Source organism: Burkholderia sp. Ac-20345 (genome assembly GCF_017104825.1).
Taxonomy (GTDB): Bacteria; Pseudomonadota; Gammaproteobacteria; order Burkholderiales; family Burkholderiaceae; genus Burkholderia; species Burkholderia lata_B.
In genome coordinates this window covers 54,372-78,390 of sequence record NZ_JAAGPO010000025.1, presented here as the reverse complement: position 1 = coordinate 78,390, position 24,019 = coordinate 54,372, and the positions used below count along the sequence as shown (strand labels likewise).

At 66.5% G+C, this 24,019-nt stretch carries 19 protein-coding genes and 1 pseudogene; 4 read left to right on the top strand and 16 right to left on the bottom strand.

Features of this window, described 5'->3' with window-relative positions; all coding sequences use genetic code 11:
- From G3O06_RS12410 to hpnI, 15 genes and pseudogenes are all read right to left on the bottom strand, one after another.
- Positions 1–156: pseudogene (locus G3O06_RS12410) on the bottom strand (succinylglutamate desuccinylase); the annotation flags it as partial.
- The gene (astB, locus tag G3O06_RS12405) at positions 140–1,480 is read right to left on the bottom strand and encodes an N-succinylarginine dihydrolase (protein WP_175000407.1); all 1,341 of its coding nucleotides are present in this window, start codon (positions 1,478–1,480) and stop codon (positions 140–142) included. The gene astB and the pseudogene G3O06_RS12410, both read right to left, overlap by 17 nt.
- A 14-nt stretch (positions 1,481–1,494) precedes the next feature.
- A complete protein-coding gene (gene astD, locus G3O06_RS12400; RefSeq protein WP_205816191.1) occupies positions 1,495–2,958 on the bottom strand; it encodes a succinylglutamate-semialdehyde dehydrogenase in 1,464 nt (487 codons plus the stop codon).
- Between the two features lie 7 nt (positions 2,959–2,965).
- Entirely contained in the window at positions 2,966–4,012 is a 1,047-nt protein-coding gene (gene astA, locus G3O06_RS12395) for an arginine N-succinyltransferase (RefSeq protein WP_205816190.1), read from the bottom strand.
- The gene (aruF, locus tag G3O06_RS12390) at positions 4,009–5,061 is read right to left on the bottom strand and encodes an arginine/ornithine succinyltransferase subunit alpha (RefSeq protein ID WP_174973178.1); all 1,053 of its coding nucleotides are present in this window, start codon (positions 5,059–5,061) and stop codon (positions 4,009–4,011) included. Before aruF ends, astA begins: the two co-directional genes overlap by 4 nt.
- 30 nt (positions 5,062–5,091) lie before the next feature.
- A complete protein-coding gene (locus G3O06_RS12385; RefSeq protein ID WP_205816189.1) occupies positions 5,092–6,324 on the bottom strand; it encodes an aspartate aminotransferase family protein in 1,233 nt (410 codons plus the stop codon).
- 1,062 nt (positions 6,325–7,386) lie between these two features.
- Positions 7,387–8,430, bottom strand: coding sequence for a GlxA family transcriptional regulator (locus G3O06_RS12380; protein ID WP_174973175.1), 1,044 nt, complete (start codon positions 8,428–8,430; stop codon positions 7,387–7,389).
- Between the two features lie 22 nt (positions 8,431–8,452).
- Positions 8,453–9,247, bottom strand: coding sequence for an ABC transporter ATP-binding protein (locus tag G3O06_RS12375; RefSeq protein WP_174918701.1), 795 nt, complete (start codon positions 9,245–9,247; stop codon positions 8,453–8,455).
- 20 nt (positions 9,248–9,267) lie between these two features.
- Entirely contained in the window at positions 9,268–9,981 is a 714-nt protein-coding gene (locus tag G3O06_RS12370; protein ID WP_011351456.1) for an ABC transporter permease, read from the bottom strand.
- A complete protein-coding gene (gene hisQ / locus G3O06_RS12365; protein ID WP_205816188.1) occupies positions 9,978–10,667 on the bottom strand; it encodes a histidine ABC transporter permease HisQ in 690 nt (229 codons plus the stop codon). The genes G3O06_RS12370 and hisQ overlap by 4 nt, the downstream gene beginning before the upstream one ends.
- A gap of 276 nt (positions 10,668–10,943) precedes the next feature.
- The gene (locus G3O06_RS12360; RefSeq protein ID WP_174918699.1) at positions 10,944–11,501 is read right to left on the bottom strand and encodes a hypothetical protein; all 558 of its coding nucleotides are present in this window, start codon (positions 11,499–11,501) and stop codon (positions 10,944–10,946) included.
- A gap of 87 nt (positions 11,502–11,588) precedes the next feature.
- Positions 11,589–12,632 (bottom strand): HpnL family protein, encoded by a 1,044-nt coding sequence (locus tag G3O06_RS12355; RefSeq protein WP_205816187.1) that lies wholly within the window; start codon positions 12,630–12,632, stop codon positions 11,589–11,591.
- Positions 12,629–13,504 (bottom strand): hopanoid biosynthesis-associated protein HpnK, encoded by an 876-nt coding sequence (gene hpnK / locus G3O06_RS12350; RefSeq protein WP_205816186.1) that lies wholly within the window; start codon positions 13,502–13,504, stop codon positions 12,629–12,631. The genes G3O06_RS12355 and hpnK overlap by 4 nt, the downstream gene beginning before the upstream one ends.
- Positions 13,505–13,507: 3 nt before the next feature.
- Positions 13,508–14,950: a hopanoid biosynthesis associated radical SAM protein HpnJ gene (hpnJ, locus tag G3O06_RS12345; RefSeq protein ID WP_346779511.1), complete on the bottom strand. Its 1,443-nt coding sequence runs from the start codon at positions 14,948–14,950 to the stop codon at positions 13,508–13,510.
- Positions 14,951–15,086: 136 nt separating this feature from the next.
- Positions 15,087–16,262: a bacteriohopanetetrol glucosamine biosynthesis glycosyltransferase HpnI gene (hpnI, locus tag G3O06_RS12340; protein WP_174973169.1), complete on the bottom strand. Its 1,176-nt coding sequence runs from the start codon at positions 16,260–16,262 to the stop codon at positions 15,087–15,089.
- Positions 16,263–16,901: 639 nt separating this feature from the next.
- Here hpnI and G3O06_RS12335 point away from each other — a divergent pair.
- Positions 16,902–17,900, top strand: coding sequence for an LLM class flavin-dependent oxidoreductase (locus G3O06_RS12335; protein WP_046545272.1), 999 nt, complete (start codon positions 16,902–16,904; stop codon positions 17,898–17,900).
- 36 nt (positions 17,901–17,936) lie between these two features.
- On the opposite strand, the gene G3O06_RS12330 is transcribed toward G3O06_RS12335, so the two are convergent.
- A complete protein-coding gene (locus G3O06_RS12330; RefSeq protein ID WP_205816184.1) occupies positions 17,937–18,998 on the bottom strand; it encodes an alpha/beta hydrolase in 1,062 nt (353 codons plus the stop codon).
- Positions 18,999–19,171: 173 nt separating this feature from the next.
- Here G3O06_RS12330 and pdxY point away from each other — a divergent pair, with 173 nt between their 5' ends.
- From pdxY to G3O06_RS12315, 3 genes are all read left to right on the top strand, one after another.
- A complete protein-coding gene (gene pdxY / locus G3O06_RS12325; RefSeq protein WP_175000410.1) occupies positions 19,172–20,032 on the top strand; it encodes a pyridoxal kinase PdxY in 861 nt (286 codons plus the stop codon).
- A gap of 280 nt (positions 20,033–20,312) precedes the next feature.
- Complete coding sequence (locus G3O06_RS12320) at positions 20,313–22,457, top strand: phospholipase C, phosphocholine-specific (protein WP_205816183.1); 2,145 nt, start codon at positions 20,313–20,315, stop codon at positions 22,455–22,457.
- 377 nt (positions 22,458–22,834) lie between these two features.
- Positions 22,835–23,983 carry a branched-chain amino acid ABC transporter substrate-binding protein gene (locus G3O06_RS12315; protein ID WP_205816182.1) on the top strand — a complete coding sequence of 383 codons (1,149 nt, stop codon included), beginning with the start codon at positions 22,835–22,837 and terminating at the stop codon, positions 23,981–23,983.
- Positions 23,984–24,019 lie beyond the last annotated feature (36 nt).

Sequence of the window (24,019 nt, the reverse complement as noted above, 5' to 3'; positions counted from 1 at the left end):
TTCGAGCGCGAGCAGCCCGTCGCCGAGCCATTGCCAGCGCACGGCGCCGGCGGCGCAGGCGCCATCTGTCGCAGACGGCGCGCCTCCGGTCAGCGTGAACGCGAGGAAGTCGTCGAGCAGCGCGGCGGCCATACGGGAATCAACGCTGGAAGTCATACAGCGAACCGACACGCAGGATCTGCGTGAGCTCGTCGAGCGCCGTGCGCGATTCTTCGAGCAGCGCCGGATCGGCGAGGTCTTCCGGTGCGAGGCGATCGCGATAGTGCCGGTCGATCCACGTGTCGAGCGACGCGAACAGCGTGTCGTTGATCCACACGTTCGACGTGACGGCCGCGCGTTCCGCGTCGTTCAGCACGACGCGCAGGCGCAGGCAGGCAGGGCCGCCGCCGTTCTTCATGCTTTCGCGCAGGTCGAACACGAGCACGTCGTGAATCGGGCCGTTGCCGGCCGCGAGTTCGTCGAGATAGGCCGCGACGTTCCCGTTTTCGCGGCATTCCTGCGGCACGACGAGCACTTGCGAGCCATCGGCGCGCGACAGCAGCTGGCTGTTGAACAGATACGACGTCACCGCGTCGTTCACGCTCACGGCGGCCTCGGGTACCTCGATCACGTTCAGGCGCGCACCGCGTGCATCGAGCGCGGCGGTCAGCGTGTCGTAGATCGCCTGCTTGTTGACGAACGCGCGCTCGTGCGTGAACAGCGTGTCGCGGTTGCCGACCGAGATCACGTCGTTGTGGAACACGCCCGCGTCGATCACGTCCGGATCCTGCTGCGCATAGACCGTCGCTTCTTCGGCCAGCCCGTGGCGATGCGCGACCGCGCGGCTCGCCTCGAAGGTCTGGCGGGCCGGGAAGCGCTTCGGCTCGGGGCCGCGGCGGTATTCCGCGCGGCCGTACACGAAGAACTCGATGCCCGGCTTGCCGTATTCGGCGCAGAAGCGCGTGTGGTTCGCCGCGCCTTCGTCACCGAGTGCCGGCGTGCCGGTCAGCGCTTCGTGCACCGCGAAATGCGCGGGATCGGCAAACAGCGTCGACAGCGTGCGGCGCGTTGCTTCGTGTTCGATCGCGCGATGCAGCTTGCTGCACAGGTTCGCCGGCGTGAAGTGCACGCGGCCATCGCTCGTGTCGGCCGACGGGCTGACGGTGGCCGCGTTCGCGGTCCACATCGCCGACGCCGAGCTCGCCGCGGCGAGCAGTTCGGGCGCCTGCTTCGCGGCCTTCGCGATCACGTCCGCGTCCTTGCCCGAGAAACCGAGCTCGCGCAGCAAGCGCAGCGACGGCCGCTCCTGCGGCGGCAGCACGCCTTGTGCGAAGCCGAGATCCGCGAGCTGCTTCATCTTGCGCAGCCCCTGCTTCGCGGCGGCCTTCGGGTTTGCGGCCGATTTTTCGTTGTTGAGCGACGCCACGTTGCCGAACGACAGCCCGGCGTAGTTGTGGGTCGGGCCGACGAGCCCGTCGAAATTGGCTTCTTGTGCGTTCATCGTCGTTCCCTCGATCAGAAATGCAGGCCCGGCGACAGGCTCGCGGGCAAGGTCAGTTGCGTGCTTTCCACCGACGCCATCGGATACGCGCAATAGTCGGCCGCGTAGTACGCGCTCGGACGATGGTTGCCCGAGCGGCCGGTGCCGCCGAACGGCGCGGCGGAAGACGCGCCGTTGGTCGGCCGGTTCCAGTTGACGATCCCGGCGCGAATCGTGCGGCGGAAGTGTTCCCACACCTTCGCGTCGTCGGCGAGCAGGCCGGCGGACAGGCCGAACGCCGTATCGTTCGCGCGCTCGATCGCTTCGTCGAACGTCGCGTAGCGGACGATCTGCGCGAGCGGGCCGAAGTGTTCTTCATCGGGCAGGTTCGCGACGCCCGTCACGTCGACGATCGACGCGTTCACGAAGCCGAGGCGCGGATCGCGCTGCGTCATCGCGATGATCGGCTTCGCGCCCTGCTCGATCAGGCGCGACTGCGCGTCGACGAGCTTCGCCGCTGCGCGTGCCGAGATCACCGCGCCCATGAACGGCTGCGGATCGGCGTCGAACACGTCGGCCGTGATCTTCGACGTGACATCGGCGAAGCGCGCAAGGAAGCGATCGCCGAATGCGCCCTGCGGCACGAAGATGCGGCGCGCACACGTGCAGCGCTGGCCGGCCGACAGGAACGCCGACTGGATCGTGTGATGCACGGCCGCGTCGATGTCCTCGACTTCGCCGATCACGAGCGGGTTGTTGCCGCCCATCTCGAGCGCGAGCACGATTTCCGGACGGCCGCCGAACTGCTTGTGCAGCAGCGTGCCGGTATCCGAGCTGCCGGTGAAGAACAGCCCGTCGATCTGCCGATGGTTCGCGAGCGCGATGCCCGTGTCCTTCTCGCCCTGCACGAGATTCAGCACGCCGTCCGGCAGCCCGGCTTCCTTCCACACTTCGACCGTCGCGCGTGCGACGCCCGGTGCGAGTTCCGACGGCTTGAACACGACCGCATTGCCGGCGATCAGCGCGGGCACGATATGGCCGTTCGGCAAGTGGCCGGGGAAGTTGTACGGGCCGAACACCGCGACGACACCGTGCGGGCGGTGACGCAGCACCGCGACGCCGTCGGCCATGTCCTGGCGCTTCTCGCCGGTGCGTTCCTGGTAGGCCTGGATCGAGATGCCGACCTTCGCGGCCATCGACGCGACTTCGGTGCGTGCTTCCCACAGCGGCTTGCCCGTCTCGCGGCCGATCGCGGTCGCGATCGCTTCCTTGCGTTCGTTGAGCAACGCGGCGAAACGCTTGACGATCGCGCAGCGCGATTCGAAGTCGAGCGCCGACCAGCCGGCGAATGCGCGGCGCGCGCTTGCGACCGCGCGGTCGACGTCGGCCGCCGACGCGCTTTCACCCCGCCATGCGATCTCGTCGGTGCCGGGGTTGCGCGAAGCGAACACGGGGCCCGAGCCTGCGACCCAGGCGCCGTCGATGAAGAGTTCCGTCATGATTCGTTTATCCCTGTTTGACTTTGAGCGGCAGCACGCGCACCGGATCGCCGGCCTTCACGTCGAGCGCGACGGCATCGTCGGCCGACAGCACGAACGAGCCGTTCGCGACCACGCCCGGCGCAACGCCGACGCGGAAGTCGGTGAGCGACGTATTCGACACAAGCGACTTCGGCGGATGGTCGCCCCGCGCGTCATCCCGCGCATCCGGCACGCCGATCGCGACCGGCACGACGACGCTCTCGCGCACCGTGCGCAGGTCGTTGACGTGGCATTCGAGCACGGGGCCCGCGTCGAAGATGTCGACGTGATTCTGGTAACGCAGCCCTTCCGCTTCGAGCATCTTGCGGGCCGGCAGCGTGTCGCGGTGCGTGAGGCCGACCGCGTCCTGCGCGTCCTGCGGCAGCAGGTCGACATACACCGGGTAGCGCGGCATCAGTTCCGCGAGGAACGACTTGCGGCCGTGCGAACTGAGGTAATCGGCCGCGTTGAAATCGATCTGGTAGAAGTGCGAACCGACTGCACGCCAGAACGGCGACGTGCCGTCTTCGTCGAAGTGGCCGCGCAGTTCCGCGCAGATGCGTTCCGGAAAGCGCTCGCGGAACTGCGCGATGAACATGAAGCGCGAGCGCGACAGCAGGCCGCCCACGCCGCCCGTGCGATAGCGCGGGCTCAGGAACAGCGAGCACACTTCCGCATAGCCCGTCAGGTCGTGCGAGATGTTCAGCGCGGACATCCGCGTCCACACGCCGAGCTCCTGGCTCGCGTGCACGACCGTGCTCACGCGGTAGTTGTAGAACGGTTGTTCCAGGCCGACCTGCGTTTCGATCCCGCACACGCCCGCGATGTCGCCCGTCTTCGATTCTTCCATCACGAAGAAGTAGCCGGCCTCGCCGGCCGCGGCCTCGCCCGCGAGCGTGCGGCGCGTGCGCTCGATGCGCGCGGCGAGCGCGTCGCGGTCGGGCTTGAACGTGGTCAGGCCCGGCCCGGTTTCCTTCGCGAGCGACACGAGCGAATCGACGTCGCCCGTTTGTACGACCCGAACGACGATCATGCTGCGTCTCCCTTCAAATCTTCATCGTCGCGGCGGTGCAGCGGCACGCAGCGCACGACATCGCCATCCTTCACATCGAGCGCCGCGCGCACGTCGCCGGCCAGGGGCGCGTCGCCCGCATCGCCCGGCAGGTCGGCCAGCACGCAGCGGAACGATTCGCCGCTGCCCGTCGACACCATGTACGCGACGTCGCCCTGCTGGTGCGCGGCCTCGCGCACGACGCGCTCCATGCCGTGCTTCACGCACGCGGTGCGGTCGACTTGCGCGGTCAGCACCGGGCCCGCATCGAAGATGTCGACGAAGCGGTCGGGCTCGAAGCCTTCCTCGAGATGGATGTCGTACGCGAGCAGCGCCGATTCGTTCGGCTCGCCGAGCACGCGCTGCGCGGCTTCCGGCAGCAGCGGCACGTAGAGCGGATACGCCGGCATCACTTCCGCGATGAAGGTACGGCTGCGGCCGCCCGACGCGATGTCGACGTCGGTGAAGTCGCGGCCGAAGAACTTGCGGCCCACCGCTTCCCAGAACGGCGATGCGCCGTTGCCGTCGCTCACGCCGAGCAGCAGCGTGAACACTTCGGGCGTGAAGCGGCGGCGATTCGCGGCGATGTACATCATCCGTGCGCGCGAGATCAGGTGCGCGGCCGCGTCGCCGCGCAGCGACGGATCGACGTAGAAGCCCGCCAGCCGGCTCTTGCCGGTCAGCTCGTGCGACATCGTGAGCGCGTGGATCTTGCGATTCACGTGCAGCTCGCGCGACGCGTGGATCAATGCGTCGTTGCGGAACGCGTAGAACGGTTCCGAGTAACCGGCCGCGGCCACGATGCTCGCCGTGCCGAGCAGCTTGCCCGTCGACGAATCCTCGAGCACGAAGAGGTAGAACTCCTCGCCGGCGAAGTCGACGTCCGCGCGAAACGAATCCTCGGAGAGCGCCACGCGCGCTTCGAGCGCCGCGCGGTCGTGCGGCAGCGAGTGCAGGACCGGCTGCGCGGTGCGCGCCATGTGCGCGAGCGCATCGAGATCCGTGAGTTTGCCGGGGCGAACAAATAGCATCGTCGTTCCTGTCTGCGATGGGCGCGCCGATCAGCGCGCGGTGGCTTCCTGAGCGGCGAGCACTTGTTCGACTGCCTTCTCGAAGCGCTTCATGCCTTCGTCGAGTTGGTCGAACGGGATCACCAGCGACGGGACGAAGCGCAGCACGTTCGGGCCGGCGATCAGCATGATCAGGCCGTTCTCTGCTGCTGCGGTGACGAAGTCCTTCGCGCGGCCGTCGAATGCGGCGGTGAGTTCGGCGCCGACGAGCAGGCCCTTGCCGCGCACGTCCTTGAAGATGCCGAAGCGCGCGTTGATGCGTTCCAGCGCGCCCTTCAGGCGCACGCTGCGTTCACGCACGCCTTCGAGCAGTGCCGGGTCGCCGATCAGTTCGACGACCTTGTCGGCGATTGCCGATGCGAGCGGGTTGCCGCCGTACGTCGTGCCGTGCACGCCGACCTTGAAGTGCGCGGCCAGTTCGTTCGTCGTCAGCATCGCGCCGATCGGGAAGCCGTTGCCGAGCGCCTTGGCGGTCGTCAGGATGTCCGGCGTGACGCCGGTATCCATGTAAGCGTAGAACTGGCCCGTGCGGCCGACGCCCGTTTGCACTTCGTCGAAAATCAGCAGCGCGCCGTGTGCGTCGCACGCTTCGCGCAGTGCCTTCAGGAACGCCGGATCGGCCGGGATCACGCCGCCTTCGCCTTGCACGGGCTCGACGATCACCGCGCAGGTTTGCGGGCCGATCGCGGCCTTGGCGGCTTCGATGTCGTTGTACGGCAGGTGCTTGATGCCGGCCGGCACGGGGCCGAAGCCTTCCGAGTACTTCGGCTGGCCGCCGACGCTGACTGTGAAGAACGTGCGGCCGTGGAACGACTGCACGAACGAGATGATTTCTGCCTTGTCGGCGCCGTGGCGATCGAACGCGACGCGGCGGGCAAGCTTCAGTGCGGCTTCGTTCGCTTCCGCGCCCGAGTTCGCGAAGAATGCGCGGTCAGCGAAGGTCAGCGATTCGAGGCGCTTCGCGAGGCGCAGCACCGGCTCGTTCGTGTAGCCGTTACCGATGTGCCAGAGCTTGCGGCTTTGTTCGTCCAGAACCTTCAGCAGTTCCGGGTGGCCGTGGCCGAGCGACGTCACGGCGATACCGCACGCGAAATCGATGTACTCGCGGCCGGCCGTGTCCCACACGCGGGAGCCCTCTGCGCGATCCGGCACGAACGGCGCGGGGGAAAATACCGGCACCATCACTTCATCGAATGTCTGGCGGTTCACGGTCGAGGTCGTCATGGTCGTTCCTTTCGGTTTCGTAAGAGGGTTCAACAGGATCAAGTTTAGGTAAGGGCGACGCAAGCGTCTTGCGGAATTGCGACGGGTTCTATCGGAAGCGGATAGTTCGCTTTTATTTTGCCTTCCTGGCGGGGTGGTGCTGGGTTTGGGTGTCGGGATTTTGGGGCTTTTTTTGGGGGTTCGCTTGTGTTTGGCGTGAAGCACCCGTGGTCTTGTCGGTCTATTAGCGTCGCCCCTGCGCGGGGCAGCGGTTACTTTTCTTTGTCTTGCCAAAGAAAAGTAACCAAAAGAAAGGCGCTCGGATAACGCATGACCTCCCGGTGCCATGGTCGTCAGAGTGGTTCGCACCTAAGTGTCCGCGCCAGTCAGGAACGCGGAGTGGTTCGAGCAATGGTTCTGACACCTCCCACTACCCAACAGAGCGGTATACCGCCCGCTAGCTCCGCCCTCGCTTCGCTCGGCCGACTGGGACACCCCCTCCAGTAACACTTGCGGTCAATCAGTTCGAGAATTCACGGGCAAGCACCCCGAATTCTGCAAATCAAGGCGTGTCCTCATTCCCAACGAAAAAGGGCCGCAGCACTCACGCACTCACGCACTCACGACGTTATCAAGCACTCGTCGATGGCAAGCAGTCCGATAGGTACGAATGGTGTGAGTAAAGAGGGTTGCGTGGTTTGCTGATGCGGCGCCGCCAGAAGCACGTGAGCGCATGCGATGCGAAGTGAAGTACCTTGCAGCCGAGCGTAGCGAGGATGGAGCTGGCGGGCGGTATACCGCTCTGTTGGGTAGTGGGAGGTGTCAGAACCATTGCTCGAACCACTCCGTGTTCGTGACTGGCGCGGACACTTAGGCGCGATCCACTCTGACGACCATGGCACCGGGAGGTCATGCGTTATCCGGGCGCCTTTCTTTTGGTTACTTTTCTTTGGCAAGACAAAGAAAAGTAACCGCCGCCCCGCGCAGGGGCGACGCTAATAGACCGACAAGATCACGGGTGCTTCACGCCAAACGCGAGCGAACCACCCAAAAACAAAACCAAAACAAAAACAAAAACAAAAATCAATCCTTAGCACCGCGCTCAACAAGCGCGCCCCCCCGAGGCTCGCCCCCTCCGCCAGTCTGCTTCTCGAGCCAGGCTCGCCGATCCTCCCGAGGCGTCACCCCAAACCTTTCGCGGTACGCGTTAGAAAAGTGCGCGGCAGAAGAAAACCCACAGGCGAGACTGACTTGAACAACCGACTTGCTGGTCCGCTGCAACTGAGTGCGAGCCTTGAGCAACCGGAGATTGAGGTAATACTTGGAGGGCATCGCCCCGAGATACTGCCGGAAGAGCCGCTCCAGTTGCCGGCGTGAAACGCCAACGAGCTCGGCGATCTCATCGGTGGTCAACGGATCCTCGACATTGGCTTCCATCAACAGCAAAGCATCATTCAACCGAGGATGCCGCTCGCCCGGCGCAGTCACGAAAGGAATCCGCTGCCGCTCTTCGCCGCTCCGCAGCGTCCCGGCGCCGAGCGCATCGGCGATCCTCTCGGCAAGATCCGGCCCATGTTCCCGGCCAATCATGGCCAGCATGAAGTCAACGGTCGCCTGCCCACCCGCACAGGTAGCCCGATCCCGATCGATCTCGAAGATCTGCTGCGTGACGATCGACCGCTCGAACTGTTCGGCGAACTGCTGATACGTCTCCCAGTTCACGCTGACCCGATACCCGGAAAGCTGCCCGGCCATCGCGAGCCACCACACGCCGTGGTGAATGCCCGTGACGATCGGCGTCCGCTGCCCCACCCTCGCGAGACTCGCGAGAAACAACCGATAGTCGGCGAACTGCTGAAACCGCTCCGACACGACGATCACCCAGTCACACGCGATCGCATCGTTGAACGCCGCATCGGCATGCCAGTGCGCGCCGCCGGCGAGCGGCACGGGCCGCCCGTCCCACGAACACACCTGCCAGCGATACAGCAGCCGCCCGTCGATTTCGTTCGCCAGGTTCAGCGCATCGACGATCGGACCCACGCCCGACATCGACACGGGCGGCAATGCAACGATCGCCACCTGCGTCGTGCGGGTGGCGCCTGCGGGACGAGACACCGGTACCACGGTTGAAACCTGTCCTGTCGCGTTACTTGAGACTGCCCGACAGGAACTGCTTCAGCCGCTCGCTCTGCGGACGTACCAGCACTTCCTTCGGATCGCCCTCTTCCTCGGTCCGCCCCTGATGCAGGAACATCACGTGGTTCGACACGTTACGGGCAAAACCCATCTCGTGCGTGACGACGATCATCGTGCGGCCTTCCTCGGCGAGCTTCTGCATCACCTTCAGCACTTCGCCCACCAGCTCCGGGTCGAGCGCCGACGTCGGCTCGTCGAACAGCATCACGTCCGGATGCATCGCCAGCGCGCGTGCAATCGCCACGCGCTGCTGCTGGCCGCCCGACAGATGCGACGGATACTGCTTCTCGACGCGCGGTGCGAGGCCGACTTTCTCGAGATACTCGCGTGCACGATCCTCGGCTTCCTTCTTCGGGATGCCAAGCACGTGCAACGGCGCTTCCATCACGTTCTCGAGCACGTTCATGTGCGCCCAGAGGTTGAAGTGCTGGAACACCATCGCAAGCTTCGTGCGGATGCGCTGCAGCTGCTTGTGATCGGCAACTTCGAGCGCACCGGCGCGATCGGTCTTCGTGCGCACGGCCTCGCCGTCGACGACGATCTGCCCCGCATTCGGCCGCTCGAGAAAATTGATGCAGCGCAGGAACGTGCTCTTGCCCGAGCCGCTCGCACCGATGATGCTGATGACGTCGCCGGCCTTCGCGTTCAGCGATACGCCCTTGAGCACTTCGTTGTCACCGTAGCGCTTGTGGATGTCGAGCGCCGCAAGCTTGGCGGCTGCGCTCGTTTGAGTGATCTCGGCCAACTGGCTCTCCTCGAAGTGATTCAATGACGGGCGGCCGCGAGATACGCAAGCCAGTGGCGCTCCGCGCGGCGAAACGCCGCGACGAGTGCGAACGATACCGCAAGATAGATCAGCGCGGCGATTCCGAACGACTGGAACGCCATGTAGGTCGCGGAATTCGCGTCGCGCGCGACCTTCAAAATGTCCGGCACGGTCGCCGTGAATGCGACGGTCGTCGCGTGCAGCATCAGGATCACCTCGTTGCTGTACAGCGGCAGCGCGCGGCGCAGCGCCGACGGCAGGATCACGCGGCGGTACATCGTGAACGGCGACATCCCGTACGCCCGCGCAGCCTCGACCTCGCCGTGCGGAATCGCGCGGATCGCACCCGCGAAGATCTCGGTCGTGTACGCGCAGGTGTTCAGCGCGAACGCGAGAATCGCGCAGTTGAAGCCGCTACGGAAGAACGCGTCGAGCAGCGAGTGCGAACGCACGAACTCGAGGCTGTACATGCCCGTGTACAGCAGCAGCAACTGCACGTAGAGCGGCGTGCCGCGGAACACGTACGTATAGAACCGCACCGGCGTCGACACCCACTTGTTCTTCGATACGCGCGCAACCGCGAGCGGCACCGCGCACACGAAGCCGAGCGAAATCGACGCGACGAGCAGCCACAGCGTCACCGCGAGGCCGGAGAGGCGCTGGCCGTCCCAGTAAAGGAACGCCTGGCCGAATTCCTGGAGAATTTCGATCATAGATCTGCGTGCCGCACGCCCATGGAATAACGCTTCTCGAGCTGGATCAGCACGAGGTTGGAAACGGTCGTGATCGCGAGATAGATCAGCGCCGCGACGAGGATGAAGAAGAACATGTTGAACGTGCTCTTGCCGGCGTCCTGCGCGGCCTTCACGACGTCCGCGAGGCCGATGATCGATACCAGCGCGGTGGCCTTCACGAGCACCTGCCAGTTGTTCCCGATCCCGGGCAGCGCAAAGCGCATCATCTGCGGAAACATGATCCGGACGAACACGCGCATCCCGCTCATCCCGTAAGCCGCGCCGGCCTCGAGCTGGCCGCGCGGCACCGACAGGAACGCGCCGCGGAACGTCTCGGTGAAGTACGCGCCGTAGATGAAGCCGAGCGTCAGCACGCCGGCCACGAACGGGTCGATGTCGATCTGGTCCCAGCCGACGAAGTCGGTGAACTGGTTCAGCCAGATCTGGATGCTGTAGAACAGCAGCAGCATCAGGACAAGATCGGGCACCGAGCGGATCAGCGTCGTATAACCGGTCGCGATCGCTCGCAGCACCCGGTTGTGCGACAGCTTCGCCACCGCGCCGATCAGCCCCAACGCCACCGCAGTGGCGAGCGACAGCACCGACAGCTCGATGGTCTGCATGGTGCCGGCCCAGAGGACAGGACCAAAGCCGTAAAGGAACACGCGCGTCTCCAGAGTTGGAATGGATGCCGACGCGTATGCCTGTCCCGCGCCGGGCTGACGCGGATAGTCGCAAGCGAAATTGATTGTCTCAAATCACCTTGCCCGCGATTGCTGCGTCGCAGCAATCCGTTTCGCCATTTGCGACTATGGCCTACACCGCTGTTTCAAAAGGAAAAAAGCCGCTCCCTGACAACCGGATAACCGGCAGGGAAGCGGACTTTTTGCAATTTTCCGGTCGCTTTTTCGATATAGCGCCGAAGACGGCTGCGGCTGCGCTTACCGCCCCTTCAGGATGTCGGAGCGCGAAGTCGTATAGACAAGCCCGTCCGGGCCGAAATGGATGTTGAAGAACGCGTCGGTGTTGACGCCGTCCTCGAGCCAGCGCCAGCTCCAGACCGTCTCGGGCTTGAGCGGATACTGCGCGATGTCGCCGGGCTTGCCGAGCAGGCGCCGCACCTCGTCCTCGTTCATCCCCGGGCGTACCTTCGCGAAATTCTCGGCGGTCAGCACCTGCGTCGCGCCCGTGTAGCGGCCGTTCGCATCGAGATCGACGAACCACGTCTGGTTGCCCATCGGGCCGCGCGGGTATTCGAGACGCTTCGAGCCGTCGGTGAAGTCGCGCTCGGTCTCGGGCTTGCCCATCGTGCCGCGCACGTCGGCCTCGGTCGACTCGCCGACCTTCAGCCCCTTCAGCAGCAGCGGCGCGGGCTTGATCGCGTTGAAGAAGTCCCTGATACGTTGCACGTCGAGGTTGCCTTGCTTGTCGTCGCAGCCGGTCAGCGCCAGCGCGGCGGCCAGCATCGTCACGGGAAGCAGCCGGAAACGGAAATTCATCGGAAGAAATGCGCATCGAGAAAACACGCGGCAAGGATACCCGTGCGACGCCAAAAGCGCGAGACGGGCGCGCGGCCCGTCTCGTATTCAATGCATCGTTTCGGTTTCAGTGTCGGCCACGCGGCTCGCCGCCTGCGGTGCCCGCGGCACGGCCGGCGGCACACTGATGCGGCGCCGCGTGCGCACGAGTTCGGCCAGTTGCCACGAACCGAGCGCCAGGCAGCCGAACAACACCTCGCGGCCACGCTTGACCAGCGCGAGCGACAGCGCCGTCTCGCGATCGACGCCGAACATCTGCGCGAGCAGCACGACGGTCGCCTCCTGCACGCCGAGGCCGCCCGGCACCATGAATGCCGCATGGCGCACGGCCTGCGCCATCGCCTCGATCGCGATCGCACCGCCGATCGACACCGGATGGCCGAGCAGCGCGAGCGCCCAGTAGATCTCGAGCGCGCCGAGCACATAGCCGGCCAGCTGCCAGAAGAACGCGCTGAACAGCAGGCCCGTGCGCGACATCAGCCCATCGATGTCGGCATCGAGCCGCTTGCCGTCGACGCCCTGCAGCAGCCGGTGCGAATCGCCGAGCAGGCGGCCCGCGAAACGCTCGATCGCATGGAAGATCCCGCCGCGGCGCATCAGCACGACGCCGAGCACCGGCAGCGGCAGCGTGAGCAGCAGCGCGAGACCGATCGTGCCGCCGCCCATGCTGTCCGTCGTCGCAAGCAGCAGCACGAGGCCGAGCGCGGCGAACGCATACTGGACGACGATCGTCACGAGCAACTCGACGATCACCGATGCCGTCACGCGGCTCGCGTCGGGCACCTGCCAGCGCGCGAGGCGGATGCCGACGATCTCGCCGCCGATCCCGACCACCGGCAGCAGCCGGTTCACGGCCTCGCGCACGGTCGCGATCCACCACAGGAATGGCAGCGACGAGCGCTTGTCGAGCAGCAGGTGCCACGCGTACGCGTCGAGCAGCAGCGGCAGCGCATGGAACGGCACGAGCCACAGCAGCGCAAAGCCGGCGCGCGCGAGCATCTGCGTCACGTCGCCGACGCCCTCGTGCAGCCCCAGCGCGAGCAGGATGCCGATGCCGAGCGGCCAGCCGAGCCACTTGATCCACTTCATCATGATGGCTGCGCTCCCGGTGCGCGCGACGCGTGCGCGCCGCGCCGTGCCGCGGGCTGGCCGAACACGTCGGCAAAACCGCCGGTCGCGACGTCCGCGGCCTTCAGCGCGGCCGCGACGCGCGGCGACAGCAGCGCATCGAGTTCGTCCACCGGACGGTAGCCGGCCATCGTCGGCGTGATCGGGCCGTCGCCGGCCTCGGCCGGATGGCAGTAGATCTCGCCGACGCCCGGCGGCAACTTCGCAATTGCGTCGAGCAACACGGCCTCGTCCATCGCGCCCGTATGCTCGATCCCGACCACGTAGTCGTTGTGTGCGAGCCCCGCGCGGTCGAGCCGCGCGCGCACGAGCGCGATCCACGGCTTGAGCAGCGCGGGTGCGCTCGTCTCGTACGGCAGCCGCACCGCGCGCAGCCCGTAGTCGCGGCCGATCTCGATGATCATCGACAGCACGGTCGGATGCAGGTGGAAATGCTTGTGCGCGTTCACGTGGTCGAGCGGCAGGCCGCTCGCCGCGAACGCGTCGAACTGCGCGCGAATCTCGCGGCGCAGCTGCGCCCGCACGTGCGGCAGGAAGAAGAAGCGGCAGCCGTCCGTCGCCATCGCATCGCCGAAGCGCCCGTCGGGGCCGACGAGCGCGGGAATCTCATGCGCGGGCAGCGTGGCCGGCCCGTCCGCGAGGACGAGATGCAGGCCGACCGCGAGCGACGGCAGCCGCCGCGCGCGCTCGATCGCATCCTGCGCGGCGGGCGCGCCGACCATCAGGCTGGCGGCGTTCAGCACGCCGTCGCGGTGCGCGCGCTCGACCGCCGCGTTGACCCGCGGGTGCAGCCCGAAGTCGTCCGCGGTGAAGATCAGCGCCCGCTGCGTCGCCACGAATCAGGCCTCGTGGGCGCGCAGGAAGCGGAAGAACTCGACGCCTTCGCGCAGGCGGCGCTTCATCATGTCCCAGCTCGTCAGCATCTCGCGGACGATCTCCCAGATCTTCGACGGACGGAAGTAGAACTGGCGATAGAACTGCTCGAGATGGTGATAGATCTCGTCGCGCGACAGGTGCGCATAGCCGATCGCCGCGAGCTGCACGCCTTCCTTGCTCACCAGGTTGATGGTCTTGTTCTCTTCCATCCAGCCGTTTTCCACGGCCTGCTTGTAGAGCGTCGTGCCCGGATACGGCGCGGCGAGCGACACCTGGATCGTGTGCGGATTGATTTCCTTCGCGTACTCGATCGTCTTCTTGATGGTCTCCTGCGTCTCGCCCGGCAGGCCGAGGATGAAGGTGCCGTGGATCTTGATGCCGAGCTTCTTGCAGTCCGCGCTGAAGCGGCGCGCGAAATCGGTGCGCACGCCCTTCTTGATGTTCACGAGGATCTGGTCGTCGCCGGATTCGAAGCCGACCAGCAGCAGGCGCAGGCCGTTTTTCTTCAGGACCTTGAGCGTCTTGTACGGCACGTTCGCCTTCGCGTTGCACGACCACGTCATGCCGAGCTTGCCCAGGCCGATGGCGATGGCTTCAGCGCGCGGCAGGTCGTCGGTGAAGGTGTCGTCGTCGAACATCAGTTCCTTCACTTCCGGCATGTTGTCGCGGATCCACTTCGCTTCCGCGATCACGTTCTCGACCGAGCGCGTGCGGTAGCGATGGCCGCTGACCGTCTGCGGCCACAGGCAGAACGTGCAGCGCGACTTGCAGCCGCGGCCCGTGTAGATCGATACGTACGGATAGTTGAGGTAGCCGATGAAGTAGTTGTCGATCTTCAGGTCGCGCTTGTAGACGGGCGCGACGAACGGCAGTTCGTCCATGTTCTCGAGGATCGGACGCGCTTCGTTGTGCTCGATCGAGCCGTCCTTCGCGCGCCAGCTCAAGCCCTTGATCTCCGGGAACGGCTTGCCTTCCGCGATTTCCTTGCAGGTGTAGTCGAATTCCTCGCGGCACACGAAGTCGATTGCCTCGCTCGCCGTGAGCGAGTTGTGCGGATCGACCATCACCTTCGCGCCCACCATGCCGACCAGCATCGACGGCTTCATCTTCTTCAGGTCCTGCGCGAACATCGCATCGGTCGGGAACGACGGCGTGCTCGTGTGGATGATCACGAGGTCGTAGTCGTTGGCGATCTTCAGCGTTTCCTCGACCGACAGGCCGTCGGCCGGCGCGTCGACGACGCGGCTGCCCGGCACGAGCGCTGCCGGCTGCGCGAGCCACGTCGGATACCAGAAGGAACGGATTTCGCGCTTCGCCTGATAGCGCGAGCCGGCTCCGCCGTCGAAGCCGTCATACGAAGGGGCCTGCAAGAACAGCGTTTTCATGAATGCTCCGGTAGCCTGCATAGTTCGATTCGTCACAACGATTCAGTCAAAAAACCGCGGGCCGCCCTGCCGGCGCCCGCCTCTCTGTCATGTCGCGCCGCGCGGCCTCGCCACGCAGCGCGTCTCGGCCCTCGGGCCGGGTTCGGTCGGAACGGCCCTAGCGGCCGTCCACTGCTTCCACTGCCGCCGTCGCGCGTTCGCCGCCGACGACCGTCATCCTCGCGCCGCGCCACACGACGTGCGTGCCGAACACCGCTGCGAGCCACTCGAGCGCGAGCAGCGTGTCGCGCACCGCGACGAGCGGCAAGTCGCGCCAGAACGCACGCCAGCCGTCCTCGCCGCGCGCGTGCAGCACGAGCCGCCCGAACGCGCCCACCACGGCCGCCCAGCCCGCCAGCGAGCCGGCGAAGGTTCCGTCGAGGCGCAGCGCGAGCGCCGCGCCGATCGCGAGCCACGGCACGGTAAACGTAATGAACAGGAACGCGAAACCGGCCGGGTTCAGCGAGCGGATCGTGCGCAGCCAGCGCGTCTCGCGGTGCCACAGCGGCCCGAACGACGGCTCGATCACGTCGGTCGCGACCTCGACCTCCGACAGCACGGTGCGTCGCCCGAGGCGGCGCGGCAGCTCGGCCAGCCAGAAATCGTCGGCCAGTTCGTCCTTCAGCGCCGGAAAGCCGCCGATCCGGTCGAGCGTGTCGCGCGTCAGCGCGAGCGTCGCGCCGAAACCGAAGCGGCTCGAGCGGCCGAGGTGCGTGATCCGGACCGACGGCGCGAACCATGCATCGACGAACTGCGCGCCGATCCGCGTCCAGAACCCGCCGACGCTGCGCGCATGATACAGGCACGTGACGACACCCACCGACACGTCGGCGAGCGGCGCCGTCACGCGCTCCAGATAGTCGGGCTTCACCGCGATGTCGCTGTCCGCGATCACGATGCGGCCGTACTTCGCGCGCTCGGCGAGGTTGATCAGGTTGGCGACCTTCAGGTTCTTGCCGTGCACGCGCGCGTCGACCACGAGCGTGATGTCGCACTCGGGATAATCGGCGCGCAGCCGTTCGACCACGGCAATGGCCGGATCGGCCGCCGACGCGACGCCGAACAGCACTTCATAACGCGGATGGCGCTGCTCGCAGAACGTCGCGAGGTTTTCGTACAGGTGCGGCTCCGCGCCGCACAGCGGCTTGAGCACGCTGACCGGCTCGAAGCCGTCGCGCATCGCCGTGCGCGGCGTACGCGGCCGCGGCGCGAACGCGGCGACGAGCGCATAGCCGGCCGCGGCCAGCGTGAAGACGATCAGGAGCCAGTCGAGCATCGTAGCGGTTGCCGTCATGCGCGACGCCTCCCGGCGACCTGAACGCCATGGAGAACGCGTGAGCGTGATTGAGCGTGATTCGATATTCCGACAACGACGAACGCGGGCACGACCCGACTCCTTGTTCCAGCAGCGTCTGTGTATGAGGGAGGCTCGACCCATCCTTCGGGTATGGCCATGCCCGGTTTCGCGTGGTGCATCTCCGCGCGACGCCCGGACGGGATACGGGAAGACTCGTATGGCTACCTTCGGCACAACATGGGCAGGCGCCGGATTTTAGCAGCCTGCGGCACCCCGCGCTCGGCACTACGAGAAACGGACTGGTGCGATTTCGGCAAAGCTGCGCAGTCGGCAAACCATTTGGGCACCCCCGCGTTTACGTTAGCGTAAGCGGTTTGCAGGCGTATTGCAGTCTTGAAAATCAAACGTTTCGTGCAAATTTGTATGTCGATGCGGATTCACGCCCAATCGCCGTAAAGATTGGTAATTAATCAGCGATTAGATTGATTTTTGCAACGATCACCGAATTCGACCCTGCATCCCTGAAAGGCGCATGGTTATCGGGCCGCCCCCAGCACGTTCCGGAACCCTTTGGCAAAATCCTTGGCATTTGTTGCGTAAGTGCATCACCCCGCTCCCCCGTTCGAAGGCCAACCGATGACTCCGTTTTCCGTACTCGATCTCGCCCCCATTCCGGCCGGCGCCGACGCCTCCCAGGCATTCCGCAACACCGTCGATCTCGCACAACATGCGGAACGCTGGGGTTACCAGCGCTACTGGCTCGCCGAGCATCACAACATGCCCGGCATCGCGAGCGCGGCAACGGCCGTCGTGATCGGCCATGTCGCGGGCGCCACGCGGACGATCCGGGTCGGCTCGGGCGGCATCATGCTGCCGAACCACGCACCGCTCGTGATCGCCGAGCAGTTCGGCACGCTCGCGTCGCTGTATCCGGGGCGCATCGACCTCGGCCTCGGCCGTGCGCCCGGCACCGACCAGACCACGTCGCGTGCGCTGCGCCGCGACCTGATCGGCAGCGCCGACTCGTTTCCGGATGATGTCGCCGAGCTGCAGCGCTACTTCGCGGAGCCGGTGCCCGGCCAGCGCGTGCGCGCGGTACCCGGCGCAGGGCTCGACGTGCCCGTGTGGCTGCTCGGCTCGAGCCTGTTCAGCGCCCAGCTCGCCGCGATGCTCGGGCTGCCGTTCGCGTTCGCGTCGCACTTCGCGCCGGATTACCTGATGCGCGCGCTCGAGATCTATCGTGCGCAGTACCGGCCGTCGGCCGCATGGCCGAAGCCGCATGCGATGGTCGGCGTCAACGTGTTCGTCGCCGATACCGACGACGAGGCGCGGCGCCTGTTCACGTCGCTGCAGCAGCAGTTCATCAACCTGCGGCGCGGCACGCCGGGCAAGCTGCCGCCGCCCGTCGACGTGCTCGAGGCGAACGAGCTCGAACTCGCGACCGTCGCGCATTCGCTGTCGTTCGCGGCGGTCGGCTCGCGCGACACGGTGCGCGACAAGCTGCGCGACCGCATCGCGCAGACGGGAGCCGACGAGCTGATCGTCACCGCACAGATCTACGACCACGCGGCACGGCTGCGCTCGTTCGAATTGACCGCGCAGATCCGCGACGAACTCGCGAGCGAAACGCGCTGACGGCGCGCGCCCGGGCCACCTGCGGCCGGCCCCGCATCACTGCGGGTGCACGGCCTGCAGCCCGTCGAGCAGCGCCTTGTGGAACGCGTCCGGATCCTGGATCTGCGGCGCGTGCCCGAGCGCCGGGAATTCGACGAGCTGCGCACCGGGGATCGCGGCCTGCGTGCGCTTCGCGAGTTCCGGGTAGCGTCCGAGCTTCGCATGCACGTCGGGCGGCGAGACGTCCTTGCCGATCGCGGTCGTGTCCTTGTCGCCGATCATCAGCAGCGTCGGCACGCGGATCGCGCCGAGTTCATAGACCACCGGCTGCGTGAGGATCATGTCGTAGATCAGCGCGGAGTTCCACGCGACCGCGTCGCGACCGGCGCCACGGTACATCCCGGCCAGCATCTGCACCCAGCGCTCGTACGACGGCGACCACTTGCCCGCGTAGTACGTGCCCTGCTCGTAGCGGCGGATGCCGTCGGCCGTGGTCTTCAGTTCGCGCGCATACCAGTAGTCGACCGGCAGCGGCGGCACGCCGAGCGCCTTCCAGTCCTCGAGGCCGATCGGGTTCACGAGCACGAGCTGGTCGGTCGCCTTCGGGTACATCAGCGCGTAGCGCATCGCAAGCATCCCGCCCGTCGAGTGGCCGACGATCGTCGCCGACTTCACCCCCACCGATTCGAGCAGCGCGTGCGTGTTGCGCGCCAGCTGCTGGAAGCTGTACTGGTAGCGATCGGGCTTCGACGACTTGCAGAAGCCGATCTGGTCCGGCGCGATCACGCGGAAGCCCGCGCGGCTCAGCACGCCGATCGTGTCCTCCCACGTCGCCGCGCAGAAGTTCTTCCCGTGCAGCAGCACGACGGTGCGGCCGTTCGGGTGCGCAGGCTGCACGTCGAGGTAGGCCATCTCGAGCGTTTCGCGCTGCGACACGAACGTGTACAGATGCACGGGCGCCGGATAGTTGAACCCTTCCAGGCGCGGGCCATACACGGGCCCGTCGTTGCCGGCGGGCGACGCGGCGGCGGCCACGGCAGGCATGGCGCACGCGGCGGCAACACCCGCGCCGAGCACGGCGGCGCGCGCGGCAAACAACATCTTGCGAATCGAAAGCATGGCGATCACGGTAATTGGAGATGCACGCGGGCAGCCGGGCCGCCTCGCGCCCCGCGATTCTACGCGGTCGCGCTGACGACGGCGCGCAACACTCCGGGGCAGCGCGACTTCCGCGCGCGTGACGAACTCGGGTATCGTGTGACGTGACCCTGAAACGCGTGCAGGCGATTCCCATGAAAAACGTCCTCAGCATTCAGTCGCACGTCATCTACGGCCATGCCGGCAACAGTGCGGCCGTGTTCCCGATGCAGCGCCTCGGCGTCAACGTCTGGCCGCTCAATACCGTCCAGTTGTCGAATCACATGCAGTACGGGAACTGGGCCGGCAGCGCGATCGATGCCGCGAAGATGGAGCAGCTCGTCGACGGCATCGCCGCGATCGGCGCACTCAAGCGCTGCGACGCCGTGCTGTCCGGCTTCCTCGGCTCGCCACCGCAGGCGCGTGCAGCCGTCGAGATCGTCCGCTCGGTGAAGGCGATGAACCCGAACGCGTGGTACTTCTGCGATCCGGCGATGGGCCAGACGGGCGGCATCCGGCCCGAACCCGGCGTCGAGGAATTCATGGTCCAGGAGATGCCGGCGCTCGCGGACGGCATGTCGCCGAACCACACCGAACTGCAGAAGCTCGCCGGGCGGCGCATCGAAACGGTTGCCGAAGCCGTCGAAGCCTGCCGCTCGCTGATCCACCGCGGCCCGCAGATCATCCTCGTCAAGCACCTGCACGACCGCAACAGCCCCGCCGATCGTTTCAACATGCTCGCCGTCACCGAAACCGAAGCGTGGATCGGCCAGCGCCCGCTGTATGCGTTTCCACGCCATCCTGTCGGCGTCGGCGACCTGACCAGCGCGATCTTCGTCGCATGCCGGCTGCGCGGCGACTCCGTGCGCGCCGCGTTCGAGCACACGCTCGCGGCCGTGCATGCGGTCGTGAAGGCCACCTACGATGCGCGCCGCTACGAGCTCGAACTCGTCGCCGCGCAGGACGAAATCGCGCGCCCGAGCGAATGGTTCGGCGCGTGGGTCACGGACGCCTGACATACCGGCATCGCCCTTCGCTTCACCGGCGCGCATCCCGCGCCGCACCGCGTTCCCGCCTCATCCCTGCCGCACCGCGACCGCTGGCGAAATGTGCCCCGACGCTGCCTCGATACGGCTTCGATGCAAATGCAAACGTTTCCGGACTTCACATGAATGACACCGATTCCTCGCTATGCTCGCGGCGGCACGACCGGACGCAGCCGCATCCTGCGACCCGGACGCGCCCTTCCAGCAGGTCCCGCCAATCGGCTCCCCCCTTTACCGCACGATAACGACCATGACCCGATCGAACCGTCGTGACTTCCTGCGCGTCGCTGCCGGCACCGCCGGCGCCGCCGCGCTGAACCTGTTCCCGCCCGTGATTCGCGATGCGCTTGCGATTCCCGCGAACCGCCGCACCGGCACCCTCCGCGATATCGAACACATCGTGATCCTGATGCAGGAGAACCGCTCGTTCGACCACTACTTCGGCACGATGCGCGGTGTCCGCGGCTTTGGTGACCCGCGCCCGCTGCGCCTCGCGAACGGCAAGTCGGTGTTCCACCAGCCGGTCGGCCCGGCCGAGCTGCTGCCGTTCCATCCGGGCGCGGACAAGCTCGGCCTGCAGTTCCTGCAGGACCTGCCGCACGGCTGGCAGGACATGCACGCCGCATGGAACAAGGGCCGCTACGACCAGTGGGTGCCGAACAAGGGCACCACGACGATGGCGTACCTGAAGCGCGACGACATCCCGTTCCACTACCAGCTCGCCGATGCATTCACGATCTGCGACGCGTACCACTGCGCGATCCCGAGCTCGACCGACCCGAACCGCTACTACATGTGGACGGGCTACGTCGGCAACGACGGCACGGGCGGCGGCCCGGTGCTCGGCAACGAGGAAACGGGCTACGGCTGGACGACCTATCCGGAAGTGCTGGAGAACGCCGGCGTGTCGTGGAAGATCTACCAGGACATCGGCACCGGCCTGAACGCCGCCGGCTCGTGGGGCTGGACGCAGAACCCGTACATCGGCAACTACGGCGACAACTCGCTGCTCTACTTCAACCAGTACCGCACCGCACTGCCCGGCACGCCGCTGTACGACAAGGCGCGCACCGGCACCAACATCAGCGCGGGCGGCACGCTGTTCGACGTGCTGCAGCAGGACGTGAAGAACGGCACGCTGCCGCAGGTGTCGTGGATCTGCGCGCCGGAAGCGTATTCCGAGCACCCGAACTGGCCGGCGAACTACGGCGCGTGGTACATCGAGGAGGTGCTGAAGGCGCTCGTGTCGAATCCGGAGGTGTGGAGCAAGACCGCGCTCTTCATCACGTACGACGAAAACGACGGCTTCTTCGACCACGTACAGCCGCCGTTCGCGCCGCAGTCGCGCGACAACGGGCTGTCGTCGGTCGCGACGACCAACGAGGTGTTCCCCGGCGACGCATCGCACATGGCCGGCCCGTACGGGCTCGGGCCGCGCGTGCCGATGCTCGTCGTGTCGCCGTGGACCAAGGGCGGCTGGGTCTGCTCGCAGACCTTCGATCACACGTCGCTGCTGCAATTCATCGAAGCGCGCTTCGGTGCGCAGTATCCGGTCAAGGCAGGCAACATCTCGCCGTGGCGTCGCACGGTGTGCGGCGACCTGACCGCCGCGTTCGATTTCGCGACGGCCGACGCCGGCTGGCCGACGCTGCCGGATACGAGCGGCTATGCGCCGCCCGACCGCCTGCGCCACCCCGACTACATCCCCGTGCCGCCGTTGCTGCAGAAGCTGCCGAAGCAGGAGGCCGGGCTGCGGCCGGCGCGCGCGCTGCCGTACGAGCTGTTCGTGCACGGCCGCGTCGAATCGGTGAACGGCCTGTTCCGGCTGACCTTCGCGAACACGGGCCGGGCGGGCGCCGCGTTCCAGGTTCAGTCGCGCAATCGCCTCGACGGCCCATGGGCGTACACGGTCGAAGCCGGCAAGCGGATCGCCGACACGTGGAGCGCCGCGGCGTCGCTCGGCCTGTACGACCTCGACGTGTACGGCCCGAACGGCTTCTACTGCCATTTCCGCGGCCCGTTCGCGACCGGCGTCGGCAGCGCGAACGTGAACCCCGAGGTGGTCTACGGCTACGACGTCGCGAACGGCAACATCACGCTGCGCCTGATGAACCGCGGCCACAAGGCCGTACGGCTCAAGGTCACGAACGCGTACGGCCACGGCCGCGCGCGCACGTTCGACCTCGCGCCGGGCCAGCAGATCGACGACTACTGGGATCTGCGCGGCAGCCACGGCTGGTACGACCTGACCGTCAGCGACGGCCGGCTGCTCGGCTTCCTGCGCCGCTTCGCAGGCCACGTCGAGACGGGCCGCCCGAGCACCAGCGATCCGCTGATCCGCACGCACGCATCGCACGACGATGCCGAAGCCGCATCGGACGCACTGTCCGACTGACGGTGTCCCGTGCGCGGCGCGGCCCCGGCGGGCCGCGCCGCCTCCCTCTCCTTCCCGCTCCGTCGCTCCCCCTCCTCTCCGCCCGCTCCGTTCGCGACGGGAAACTCCCGATACCGGCTGCCGCCGCCCGCGCGGAAGCTATGCGCAAATCCGCACCGAATGCGCGGCAAATTGCCAAGACCCGGGCATATCGGCGACCTATATATCGAGGCGATCGGGGCTCTTCGCGGAGCCTGACGGGAGATTGTTCCGAGGATCACGATGCCGACCTCCCCGCCCGATTCCGAGAAGCGGTCGAACCGCCCGCCCGTCGCACATGTCCGGCCCGCCCGAGCATGTGCGGTACTCACTCGCAGGTATCGAACAAGAGGAACAACATGAAATTCCGTCATTCCCTGCTGTCGGTGTCGGTTGCATCCGCGCTTGCCCTCCTCTCGCAACAGGCGGCCCAGGCCGCCGATACGACCGACGTGAAGGTCGGTTTCGCCGCGCCGCTCACGGGCGTGAACGCCGGCTACGGCAAGGACCTGCAGAACGGCGTGCAGCTCGCGCTCGACGACGCTGCCGCGCAGAAGGTGCAGATCGCCGGCAAGCCCGCGCACTTCAATCTCGTCGTGCAGGACGACCAGGCCGACCCGCGCATCGGCGTGCAGGCCGCGCAGGCGCTCGTCGACCAGAACGTGTCGGTCGTGGTCGGCCACTTCAACTCGGGAACGACGATTCCGGCCTCGGTGGTCTACGACAAGGCCGGCATCCCGGTGATCGATCCGGCCGCAACCAACCCGACGCTCACCGCGCGCGGGCTCGCGAACATGTTCATGGTGATCGCGACCGACGGCCAGAACGCCGGCAATGCGGGCAAGTACGCGGTCGACGTGACGAAGGCGAAGCGCATCGCGATCATCGACGACCGCACCGCGTTCGGCCAGGGTGAGGCCGACGAGTTCGAGAAGGCCGTGAAGGCCGCGGGCGGCAACCTCATCGGCCGCGAGTTCACCAGCAACCAGGCGGTCGACTTCCGCGCGCAGATCACGAGCCTGAAGGCCAAGAATCCCGACCTGATCTTCTTCGGCGGCCTCGATTCACTCGCCGCGAACTTCATCAAGCAGATGCGCCAGCTCGGGCTGAACGCGCAGTTCGTCGGCGGCGGCGGCGTGAAGGACAACGAGTTCATCAAGATCGCGGGCCCGGCCGCCGAAGGCGCGATGGCGTGGGAATACGGCCGGCCGCTCGACGAGTTGCCGCAAGGGAAGGATTTCGAACAGCGCTTCAAGAAGCGCTTCGGCGTCGACGTGCTGTCGTACGCGCAGTTCGGCTACGACGCGGCGTGGGCGGCGATCAAGGCGATGCAGGCGGCCAGCTCGATCGATCCGAAGGTCTATCGCCCGGCGCTGAAGAAGGTCGACTTCGAAGGCGTCACCGGTCGCATCTCGTTCGCGAACGACGGCTCGCTGAAGAGCGGGATGTCGACGCTGTACCAGGTGAAGAGCGGCACGTGGAAGACGATCACGACGAAGGGAGGCTGATCGGCGGTGCCGGCGGCCGGCGGCGGAGACGCCGCC

Bases quoted from the DNA above. Each gene is read 5' to 3' on its own strand.
- astB (WP_175000407.1), bottom strand. From the start codon at position 1,480: ATGAACGCACAAGAAGCCAATTTCGACGGGCTCGTCGGCCCGACCCAC.
- astD (WP_205816191.1), bottom strand. From the start codon at position 2,958: ATGACGGAACTCTTCATCGACGGCGCCTGGGTCGCAGGCTCGGGCCCC.
- astA (WP_205816190.1), bottom strand. From the start codon at position 4,012: ATGATCGTCGTTCGGGTCGTACAAACGGGCGACGTCGATTCGCTCGTG.
- aruF (WP_174973178.1), bottom strand. From the start codon at position 5,061: ATGCTATTTGTTCGCCCCGGCAAACTCACGGATCTCGATGCGCTCGCG.
- G3O06_RS12385 (WP_205816189.1), bottom strand. From the start codon at position 6,324: ATGACGACCTCGACCGTGAACCGCCAGACATTCGATGAAGTGATGGTG.
- G3O06_RS12370 (WP_011351456.1), bottom strand. From the start codon at position 9,981: ATGATCGAAATTCTCCAGGAATTCGGCCAGGCGTTCCTTTACTGGGAC.
- G3O06_RS12360 (WP_174918699.1), bottom strand. From the start codon at position 11,501: ATGAATTTCCGTTTCCGGCTGCTTCCCGTGACGATGCTGGCCGCCGCG.
- G3O06_RS12355 (WP_205816187.1), bottom strand. From the start codon at position 12,632: ATGATGAAGTGGATCAAGTGGCTCGGCTGGCCGCTCGGCATCGGCATC.
- hpnJ (WP_346779511.1), bottom strand. From the start codon at position 14,950: ATGCAGGCTACCGGAGCATTCATGAAAACGCTGTTCTTGCAGGCCCCT.
- hpnI (WP_174973169.1), bottom strand. From the start codon at position 16,262: ATGACGGCAACCGCTACGATGCTCGACTGGCTCCTGATCGTCTTCACG.
- G3O06_RS12335 (WP_046545272.1), top strand. From the start codon at position 16,902: ATGACTCCGTTTTCCGTACTCGATCTCGCCCCCATTCCGGCCGGCGCC.
- G3O06_RS12330 (WP_205816184.1), bottom strand. From the start codon at position 18,998: ATGCTTTCGATTCGCAAGATGTTGTTTGCCGCGCGCGCCGCCGTGCTC.
- pdxY (WP_175000410.1), top strand. From the start codon at position 19,172: ATGAAAAACGTCCTCAGCATTCAGTCGCACGTCATCTACGGCCATGCC.
- G3O06_RS12320 (WP_205816183.1), top strand. From the start codon at position 20,313: ATGACCCGATCGAACCGTCGTGACTTCCTGCGCGTCGCTGCCGGCACC.
- G3O06_RS12315 (WP_205816182.1), top strand. From the start codon at position 22,835: ATGAAATTCCGTCATTCCCTGCTGTCGGTGTCGGTTGCATCCGCGCTT.